At 56.2% G+C, this 541-nt stretch carries 1 rRNA gene; it reads left to right on the top strand.

What is annotated here, in order from left to right:
• Positions 1–523, top strand: a 16S ribosomal RNA gene (locus ACTQZS_RS15480); the annotation flags it as partial.
• Positions 524–541 lie beyond the last annotated feature (18 nt).

The raw sequence follows: 541 nt of genomic DNA, 5'->3' as shown, positions 1-541 counted from the left end.
CTTTCCTTCGGGACAGAAGAGACAGGTGGTGCATGGTTGTCGTCAGCTCGTGTCGTGAGATGTTGGGTTAAGTCCCGCAACGAGCGCAACCCTTATCCCCAGTAGCCAGCAGGTAAAGCTGGGCACTCTGAGGAGACTGCCAGGGAGAACCTGGAGGAAGGCGGGGATGACGTCAAATCATCATGCCCCTTATGATTTGGGCTACACACGTGCTACAATGGCGTGAACAGAGGGAAGCAGAGCCGCGAGGCCGAGCGAATCTCAAAAAACGCGTCCCAGTTCGGACTGTAGTCTGCAACCCGACTACACGAAGCTGGAATCGCTAGTAATCGCAGATCAGAATGCTGCGGTGAATACGTTCCCGGGTCTTGTACACACCGCCCGTCACACCATGGGAGTCGGCAATGCCCGAAGCCTGTGACCCAACCCGCAAGGGAGGGAGCAGTCGAAGGCAGGGCCGGTAACTGGGGTGAAGTCGTAACAAGGTAGCCGTATCGGAAGGTGCGGCTGGATCACCTCCTTTCTAAGGAATGAATGAGTA

This window comes from Bilifractor sp. LCP19S3_H10, assembly GCF_052119185.1.
Classification (GTDB): domain Bacteria; phylum Bacillota; class Clostridia; order Lachnospirales; family Lachnospiraceae; genus Bilifractor.
This window is presented reverse-complemented; position numbering and strand designations above follow the sequence as displayed.